The organism is Brevundimonas sp., assembly GCF_031082345.1.
Classification (GTDB): Bacteria; Pseudomonadota; Alphaproteobacteria; order Caulobacterales; family Caulobacteraceae; genus Brevundimonas.
Genome location: NZ_JAVHLH010000117.1, coordinates 1 through 8,572, shown reverse-complemented (window position 1 = coordinate 8,572; position 8,572 = coordinate 1). Strand labels below are relative to the sequence as shown.

Genomic DNA, 8,572 nt, shown 5'->3' with positions numbered 1-8,572 from the left:
CCACCGCCGCCGCCGCCGAACCGGGTGCCGGAAGCGCCGAAGGCCCCGGCCCCGCCGCCCCCGCCGCCGCCGACAACCACGGCCTCGATCGTCCGGGCCCAGCCCGGTACAGCGTAGCTTCCGTCGACGGTCAGGATGGTCGCCACGCGCCGGGTCGCGCCGTGGGCGAAGCTGACCCGTCCCGATGCGCGATCGACCGACCACGCATCCAGCCAGGCCGAACCGTCGGCGCTGACCTTCAGCCGCAAGTCATCGTCGCCGATCAGGCCGAGTTCGGCCCGACCGCTCCAGGCGCTCTGGAACAGCAGCGACAGCACATCGGCCGGGCCTTCCTTGTTGAAGGTCAGGCGCAGGTCGCCGTCTCCGCCGTCACCCGATCCAAGTGCGGTCCAGAGGGCCTTGTTGAGCCGGGCCGCGAACGGGTTGGCGGCGTCGGCGGTGGTTCCGAGCCCGAGGCGGGTCAGATTCTGGATCACATCCAGACGCTCGCCCAGCGGAACCCAAGCCCCCCCATCGCGCACCACCAGCTCGCCGGCGTCGAGCACCAGCGCGATCAGTCCCTCGGCGACCTCGACCACGCTCCAGCCGCCGGCTTCAGCGCGCAGCAGCGCTCCCTCGGGGAGGCCGGTCCAGGCGGCGCCGGTCGCGCCGGCGGGCAGGATGTAGAGGGCCCCGTCCACGGGCGCCGCGGGCTGGGCCGGCGCCGTGCGGCTGACGACGGCGGTCTGGACCACCGCATCGAGCCGGGTCAGAGCCTCATTCAGCGTCACATGCTTCTGCATCTGGCCGGCCGCCAGATAGGAAAGGCCGAGGCGGGCACTCTGGTCGTCGCTCATCAGAAAGTCTCCGAAAACTGTCGGAGATCATTCTGCGCCCGCCCGCTCCTGCGGCGCGTTCAGGACGCTGACTCGCGAGCGATGTCGTTTCGGATCAATGCCTTGGCATCAAAAAGTTTGATGGCTGGAACGGAAAAGCCAGCAATGGATAACAGCGTTCAGTCGTGCAGATAGACCAGCCGTCTCAGGCCGCCCTTGCGCATTTCCTCGACATGCCGCTCGTGCTCGCCCGTCGCCCTCGCCTCCCGCTCGCTGGCTTCGACCCAATGGGTCGTCTCGATATCCTTCTGCAGCGCCCGGGCCGCCAGCAGATGGCCCGGGAACAGGACGTCGACCACGCTCGGCACAAAATCCAGGAACGGCACCTCGCCGACGAGGGTCGTGAAGCTGTCGAGGCCGAGGTAGCCGACCATCCGCGCCACGGTGCCCGGTGACGCCTTCACCCTCGCCGCCTGGAGGAGCAGCCAGCCCGCCGCGCCGACCGAATAGACCGTGCCGACCACCGGCACCCAGGTCAGCAGGCCGTCGAGGCCGATGCCGAACGGGCCAATGCCCACGGCCCGGTCGGAGAGCTTCTTCACGCCCTCGACATTGGTCCAGATTTTCTCGATATCGCCGATGGTCCGTCTGGCCATGCCACCCCTCCGAAGCGAGACCGTAACGCGCCATGACGCCGCCTGTTCAACAAATCTCGCAAGGCCCCGGCTCATGGCGGCGGCGCTGGGCGCCGGCGAACGCGCTTGACGCCTTGATCCGGCTGATTTTGGCGGCGCCGCTCGGGCTGGCCCTGATCGCCCTGAGCGGAATTGGTCACCGCTGGTTCGACATCCTGGCCCAGTTCACCGCGCCGGCCCTGGTGGTCACGGCGATCCTGACCGTCCTGCTGGCCCTGACCCGGTTGAAGACGGCGGCGCTGCACGGCTTCGCGGCCTGCCTCGCCCTGATGCTCGCCGTGGCCCCGCAATGGTTTCCCGGCGGGCCCCGCCCCGAGGCGGGCGCGCCCATCGTGCGGCTCTATTCCGCCAACGTCTATTATCTGAACGACGATGTCCCTGCGATCCGGGCCTCGATCGAGGAGGCTGACGCGGACGTGGTCGTGCTGATCGAGCTCGGACATGACGCCGCCGGCCGGATCGACGACGTGCTGGCTGGCTATCCTCACCGGGCGGCCTCGGTGCGAATGGACCAGACGCGCGGCCCTTCGCGGTCGGTGATCGGCTCGCGTTATCCGCTGACCGCCCTGCCCGATCAGCCCGATGGCCTGCACGCGGTCGCGACCGTGGTCCGGACCCCGCTGGGCCGCCTGAATGTGGTGGGCGTTCACCTGACCCGGCCGTGGCCGTTCCAGGAACAGTGGGGCCAGATCAGTCAGACGATGGCCCTGCAGATGGTGATCGAGGACCTGGACGGACCGGTCGTCGTGGCGGGGGACTTCAACAGCGTCTCGAGCGCCCGCATCGGCAAGCAGGTGCGGCGGGATCTCGATCTTCACCCGGCGCCCGGACTTCCCGGCACCTGGCCCGCCGCCCTGCCCGCCCCTCTGGGCGTGACCATCGACCAGGTCTACGCCTCGCCCGATCTGGCCTTCGTGCGCCGCCGCCTCGGGCGGGCGACCGGCTCGGACCACCGCCCGGTGGTGACCGAGTTCACCCGCGCGGCCCGCTGACCAGGGCGGCCAGCCGCTCGACGTGTCCGGCGGCAGGGAAATCGTCGACGATCCAGGCTTCCTCGAAGGCCTTCAACAGGCGGCCGGTCTCGGGGCCGGGCTCGATCCCGAGGCGGGCGAGATCGCGTCCGCCGACGGGCAACGGGGGACGGACCCAGCTCTCGGCCAGCGCCAGCAGACGGCGAGCGTCGGCGGCCTGCTCCGGCGCCTCGGCCCAGCGGCGACGGATCGCGTCGGAGACGGCCTGCGCGCCACGGCGGTACAGGGTCGCCCGCGTCTCCCGATCGCTCATCGACAGGCTGACGTCCCGCAAGGCCAGGGCGGCGAAGGCCAGCCGGTCGCGGGCCGCGTTGGGAAAACGCAGACGGGCGGCCGCGCTCCGGACCACCGACTCGTCTGGAGGGAGCAACATCATCAGTCGCGCGGTGGCGTCGGCCCCCTGCTCCACCGCCGCATCGAACAGCGGCGTCAGGCGCGCCTCGGGCAGGACCTGGACCAACACCCCGGCCTCGGCCATGGCGCGCACGGCGGCGCGGGGGTCAGGCGCGGACAGCAGCTTGGTCAGCTCGCTGGAGACCCGCTCGGCGGACAGCCGTGTCATGCCCTCCGCCAGGACACGGCAGGCGGCCAGCGCCGCCGCGTCCGGCTCGCCGCGCCCGTACCACGCATGGAAGCGGAAAAAGCGGAGGATGCGCAGGAAGTCCTCGCGGATGCGGGTCTCCGGATCGCCGACGAAGATGATCCGACCGGCCTGCGCGTCGGCGACCCCCTCGCCAGTAGGGTCGAACACCTTGCCGTTCGTATCGGCGTAGAGGGCGTTGAGGCGGAAATCGCGGCGCGCGGCGTCCTCGGCCCAGTCGTCGGTAAAGGCGACCGTGGCGTTGCGGCCGTCGGTCGAGACGTCGCGGCGCAGGGTGGTGATCTCGAACGGGTGGCGCTCCGCGACCGCTGTGACGGTGCCGTGGGCGATGCCGGTCGGCACGGACTTCAGCCTGGCGGCGCGGATGGCCGCGTCGGTCTGCTCCGGCTGCAGGGTGGTGGCGATATCGATATCGGCGACGGGACGGCCGATCAGGGCGTTTCGCACGCAGCCGCCGACAAACCGGGCGCAACCGGGGCCGCCGGCGGCCTCCAGCGCCGCCATGACGGCGCGGGTCGCGGGCGCGGTCAGCCATGGCTGATCCGACAGATCGGCGGTCACGCGGCGTCCTCCTCGACGGCGGCGGCGGGCTCGTCCTCGTCGCCGTAAAGCCGGCTCCGCAAGGCTCGCACGATGGCGGCGGTGGCGCCCCAGATATAGCGTTCGCGCCACGGCATGGCCCAGAACCACCGGCGCGGACCTGCTTCCGGGTCGTAGAAATCCTGGCGATGGTTGGCCGGATCCATCAGGAAATCCCACGGCGCCTCGAACACCTCCGCGACCTCCTCCGGAGACGGGGTCACGACGGGCGGCTCGACCAGCCAGCCGACCACCGGCGTGACCATGAAGCCGGTGACGGTCTCATAGCCGTCGCCCACGCCCAGCACCTCGACCGCGGCGGGATCCAGCGACACCTCTTCCCACGCCTCGCGCACGGCGGCCTGGGCGGCGGTCTCGCCCGGGTCCAGCCGCCCGCCGGGAAAGGCGATCTGGCCGGTGTGGCTGGCGAGGCTGTCGGAGCGGCGGGTCATCAGCACCGTCGCGCCTTCGGGCCGGGCGATGATCGGCACCAGCACGGCGGCGGGGCGCAGCGCCCGGCCGGGGCGCGGGGCCTCGGGATTGAGGTCGAAGTCGGATCGCGCCGGCAGGCCATCGGGCCGCCAGCCGGACGTCGGCGCCAGCCGCTCGACCAGCCGCTCGCGCAGGGAGATCAGGCTCATGCGATCCCCGCTCCGACCGGTCCGAGAGCGAAGGCCTCGCCGCCGGAGCGGACCACCAGCCGACCGCCCTCGACGCGGGCCCGCTCGACCAGTTCGTAAAACACCGGCCGGGCGATGCGCGCCCACAGGTCGCCGCGGACGTGCAGGGCGGGCGACGGTTCGCCGCTGACCGGGTCGGTCTCCACCTGGATCGGATGATCCGACCCCGCATCGACCACGTCGCCGACGTCGGTGGTGAAACGAAGGACGCCGTCCGCCTCGGTCACGGCGACGGCGCGGAACGGCAGGTCCTCGACCCGGATCGAAAGCTTCTCGACCGGCGTCACCAGACAGTAGCCGTCGGGATCCCTGCGCAGCACGGTCGAGAACAGCCGCACCAGCTCCGGCCGGCCGATCGGCGAGGTCTCATGCAGCCAGGTCCCGTCACGACGGATGACGATGTCGATGTCGCCGCAGTGGGTCGGGTTCCAGAGATGGACGGGCGGCAGGCCGCGGCCGGGCGCCTGGGTCGCCGCCTCGGCGACGGCGGCCAGTCCGGTCTTGCTGTCGGCGGGGACGGACATGGATGCAGACTTAAGGCGCCCGGCGGCTCTGGCAATCCTCTATCCCCCGGGAGCGGCTCAGGCGCCCGGCAGAACCATTCCGGCCGGCGGACTCTCGCCGCGCCACAGCACCCGGCGCGGATCGACCGGACCGGGCAGGCGCACGTCCGGGGCGGCGGCGAAGCCGAAGCGGCCGAAATACGGAGCGTCGCCGACCAGCAGCACGCCCCGGCCCGCCTCGGCCGCCCACGTCAGACAGGCCTGCACCAGTTCGGCCCCCAGCCCGGCCCGCCGGTTGTCGGCGGCCACGGCGATCGGGCCCAGGAACAGCGCGGGCGTTCCGCCGATGGTGATCGACCACAGCCGCACCGATCCCAGCAGATCCGCGCCGTCGCGCGCCACGAACCCGGTGGCGACCGGGGCGACTTCGCGCAGGCGCTCGGCGGTCTTGGCGAAGCGCCCCGGACCGAAGGCGGCCAGCACCAGCGCCTCGACGCCGGCGGCGTCGTCGGGAGTCTCCGCATCGATGTGCGGAAGAACGGAAAGGGCGGGCGTGGCTGTCATGGGCGCGCGCACCTAAGGGCCGCGCGCGCCCGAATCAACGGAAATTATCAACCGGATTTCGAGAAATCGGGCGCGCGCTTCTGGGTGAAGGCCATGAAGGCCTCCATCGCCTCCGGGCTCGACATCTGGCTGCCGAACGCCTCGCCCTCCCGCTGCATCAGCGCCCACAGGGCTTCCGCGTCGCGCATCAGCCGTTTGGTCTTGCGGATCGAGTTCGGGGCGCGGGTGGCCAGCTTCGTCGCCAGATCGGCCGCCGTCGCCTCGACCTGGTCGGCCGGGACCGCACGATTGGCCAGGCCCCAGGCCACCGCCGTCCGCCCGTCTATCGGCTCGCCGAGGGCGAACATCTCGAACGCCCTGCGGTGACCGATCGCCGCCGGCAGCAGCATCGACGACGCGGCCTCCGGCGCGAGGGCCAGGTTGATGAACGGCACGGACAACAGCGCATCCTCGGCCACCACCACCATGTCGCAGTGGAGCAGCAGGGTCAGGCCGATGCCGACGGCCCGGCCGCGCACCGCTGCCACCGCCGGCTTGTCCAGCTCCGCGAGAGCCTTGAGGAAGCGGAACACCGACATGTCCAGCGGCTGCTGGCCCTGCGAGCCGAGGGCGATGAAGTCGGCGATGTCGTTGCCGGCTGAAAAGCTGTCGCCCTGGCTTCGAAACATCAGCACGCGGACGCTCTCATCTGTGCGCGCCCGTTCCGTTGCGTCCGACAGGGCGGCGTACATCGCCTGGGTGATGGCGTTCTTCTTGTCGGGCCGGGCCAGCGTCACGGTCAGGACGCCCCCGCTGAATTCCGTCTGGATGTGTTCCGTCACGCCCGGGGTCCCTGTTCTGTTGCTGTCCACCAGTCCACGCCGCCTGCGTCGCGGCTTCGCGTCGCGCGACCCCGGCGGAGCAGATAGTTGAGATGCGCCAGGCTTTCGCCCGTGGCCATGCCCCGCACGCCGTCGCCCACCGGGCGCGCGAACAGGGCCGAAAAGACGTCAACGGCCCGGCATGGGTTGCGCAAGGTCCGTTCCAGCCGTTTGAGAGCGGTATGGTGGCCGCGGATCAGCGCGTCCAGGCGGACCCGGACGCCCCGGAACGGCTCTCCGTGCGACGGCAGCACCAGCACCCCGTCCGGGAACACGGTTTTCATCCGCTCGAGCGACTCCAGCCAGTCCCCCAGAGGATCGGCCTCCGGCTCCGTCGGCCAGACCGACACATTCGACGAAATCTTCGGCAGGATCTGGTCCCCCCCGAGCACGATCCCGTCGGCTTCACGCCAGAGGCAGGCGTGCTCGGGGCTGTGCCCCTCCCCCACGACCACGCGCCAGTTCTGGCCGCCGATCGACAGCCGGTCGCCCTCGCGCATCCGGACAAAGCTCACGGGCATCGGCGAGACGGCCCGGCCGAACTGACCGTAGCCGGTCCGGTAGCCTTCCACCTGGGCGTCGTCCCAGCCCGCCGCCCGGTAGAAGACAGCACCCTCTTCCGGAGCCGGCTGGCCGGTGTCGGAAATCAGCATGCGGGCGGTGACATATTCGAGCCGGGTCATCACCAGCGGCGCGCCGAACCGCTCGCACAGCCAGCCGGCCAGGCCGATATGGTCGGGATGCATATGGGTGCAGATGACGCGCGTGACGGGCGCGCCGCCCAGCGGTCCCGCCAGCAGCCGCTCCCACTCCGCCCGACTGTCGGGCAGGTTCAGACCCGTGTCGACGAGCGCCCAGCCGTCGCCGTCACGGACCGCATAGACGTTGATGTGGTTCAGGGCGATCGGCATCGCCAGCCGCATCCACAGCACGTCGGAGGCGATTTCGACCGCCTCGCCGGGGCCCGGAGGCGGGCCGAACGGATAGGTCAGGCCACGCTCCTCGCGCGTGGCCGTCTCCAGGTCCGTCAAAGCCAGTCCGTCCGCCAAGTCCGTCTCCAATCGAAACTTAGGGCAGGATAGGCCGAAGGCTCGTCGCGCGTCCAGCGCGCGTCTGCCGCCTTGACCCTGCCACAAGCGGCGGCCAAGGATTTGGCCGCCTGTTTTCCCTTCCGGAGTTGCACCGTGTTCCACAAGAAGTTGCTCGCGCTGATCGGCGGCGCCATGGCCCTGACGATCCTGTCAGCCCAGCCGGTCCTGGCTCAGGACCCGGGGAATGACGAGACGTCCGACCGCGCCAGCGGCAACGTCCGCGGCGATCGCGTCCTTCCGGGGCGTATGAGCGACGGCGCGCGCGAGCGCCGGGACCGCCGCAACCGCGACCAGGAGCAGGCGGAAGCCCCTCCGGCCGCCACACCCGAGGAAAACAAGGCCGCCGCCCAGGCTGTGCTGACCGCCGCCGGCGTCAGCTGCCAGGTGGCGGAGGCGACCCTTCTCGGCGTCACCGCCGAACAACATTCGACCTATGAAGCGGTCTGCGCCGAGGGCCCCGGCTATCTGGCCGTCAGCTCCACCCCGCCCCAGACTTTCAACTGTCTGGAACTGGCCGGTCAGGCGGAAACGAGCCGCCTGCGCGATCCGGAGGCCGATGTCGGCCAGCAGTGCACCCTGCCGGTCAACCTGAACCCCGTGCCGGTCCTTTCGGCCTATGCCCGCTCCGCCGGCATTGACTGCACGGTCGATCAGGGCGCCGCGATCGGCAAGAGCACCGCCGGCAATCTGATCTATGAAATCGGCTGCGCGGATCGCGACGGCTACTGGATCGAGAACACCGAAGGCGCCTGGCGGGCGACGCCCTGCTGGGATCTCGCCCTTGAGCAGGAGAGCTGCCGTTATTCCACCGCCGCCGAGACGTCGGGCGCGTGGAGGACCGTGCTCGCCGGGACTGACGCCGCCGCCTGCGACGTGCAGCAGGCCCGTCGTGTCGGCCGCGACGCCCAGGGCCTCACGGTCTATGAGGTGAAGTGCGGCGAGGGCGGCGGCTATTTCGCCCGCGTCGGAACCGACTTCAAGGCTCAGCGGGTTCATAACTGCATCGAAGCCGCCACCATCGCCGGCGGCTGCACCCTGACCGCCGCCGCTCCGGCGACCAGCGAACAGTAACTCCGCCTCCAGGACGGACGAGAACGCCCCGGAGTTCGCTCCGGGGCGTTTTTCGTTTGGGCGATCGGCGCTTCACAGAGGC

10 protein-coding genes are annotated in these 8,572 nt (G+C 70.9%); 2 read left to right on the top strand and 8 right to left on the bottom strand.

Translation table 11 applies throughout. The features are described 5' to 3' along the window. Both RDU12_RS08970 and RDU12_RS08965 read right to left on the bottom strand, forming a co-directional pair. Window positions 1-836: DUF2793 domain-containing protein (locus RDU12_RS08970; protein WP_308684470.1), on the bottom strand; the 836-nt coding region annotated here is incomplete at its 3' end. 158 nt (window positions 837-994) lie between these two features. Next, window positions 995-1,471 carry a DUF4112 domain-containing protein gene (locus RDU12_RS08965; protein WP_300292693.1) on the bottom strand — a complete coding sequence of 159 codons (477 nt, stop codon included), beginning with the start codon at window positions 1,469-1,471 and terminating at the stop codon, window positions 995-997. 113 nt (window positions 1,472-1,584) lie between these two features. Here RDU12_RS08965 and RDU12_RS08960 point away from each other — a divergent pair, with 113 nt between their 5' ends. Continuing rightward, window positions 1,585-2,502: an endonuclease/exonuclease/phosphatase family protein gene (locus RDU12_RS08960; protein ID WP_300292695.1), complete on the top strand. Its 918-nt coding sequence runs from the start codon at window positions 1,585-1,587 to the stop codon at window positions 2,500-2,502. Here RDU12_RS08960 and RDU12_RS08955 read toward each other — a convergent pair. The 6 genes from RDU12_RS08955 to RDU12_RS08930 are packed head-to-tail and all read right to left on the bottom strand — an operon-like array spanning window position 2,483 to window position 7,377. Beyond that, on the bottom strand, window positions 2,483-3,703 hold the full coding sequence (locus RDU12_RS08955) for a CCA tRNA nucleotidyltransferase (protein WP_308684469.1): 1,221 nt from the start codon (window positions 3,701-3,703) through the stop codon (window positions 2,483-2,485). The genes RDU12_RS08960 and RDU12_RS08955 overlap by 20 nt on opposite strands. Then, a complete protein-coding gene (locus RDU12_RS08950) occupies window positions 3,700-4,362 on the bottom strand; it encodes a CoA pyrophosphatase (protein ID WP_300290115.1) in 663 nt (220 codons plus the stop codon). The genes RDU12_RS08955 and RDU12_RS08950 overlap by 4 nt, the downstream gene beginning before the upstream one ends. Then, on the bottom strand, window positions 4,359-4,925 hold the full coding sequence (locus RDU12_RS08945) for a DUF1285 domain-containing protein (RefSeq protein WP_300290116.1): 567 nt from the start codon (window positions 4,923-4,925) through the stop codon (window positions 4,359-4,361). Before RDU12_RS08945 ends, RDU12_RS08950 begins: the two co-directional genes overlap by 4 nt. Window positions 4,926-4,982: 57 nt before the next feature. Further along, a complete protein-coding gene (locus RDU12_RS08940) occupies window positions 4,983-5,468 on the bottom strand; it encodes a GNAT family N-acetyltransferase (RefSeq protein WP_300290117.1) in 486 nt (161 codons plus the stop codon). A gap of 47 nt (window positions 5,469-5,515) precedes the next feature. Continuing rightward, window positions 5,516-6,289 carry an enoyl-CoA hydratase gene (locus tag RDU12_RS08935; protein WP_300290118.1) on the bottom strand — a complete coding sequence of 258 codons (774 nt, stop codon included), beginning with the start codon at window positions 6,287-6,289 and terminating at the stop codon, window positions 5,516-5,518. Beyond that, the gene (locus RDU12_RS08930; protein WP_300290119.1) at window positions 6,286-7,377 is read right to left on the bottom strand and encodes an MBL fold metallo-hydrolase; all 1,092 of its coding nucleotides are present in this window, start codon (window positions 7,375-7,377) and stop codon (window positions 6,286-6,288) included. Before RDU12_RS08930 ends, RDU12_RS08935 begins: the two co-directional genes overlap by 4 nt. 135 nt (window positions 7,378-7,512) lie before the next feature. On the opposite strand from RDU12_RS08930, the gene RDU12_RS08925 reads away from it, so the two are divergent. Continuing rightward, complete coding sequence (locus RDU12_RS08925; RefSeq protein ID WP_300290120.1) at window positions 7,513-8,490, top strand: hypothetical protein; 978 nt, start codon at window positions 7,513-7,515, stop codon at window positions 8,488-8,490. Window positions 8,491-8,572: the final 82 nt, after the last annotated feature.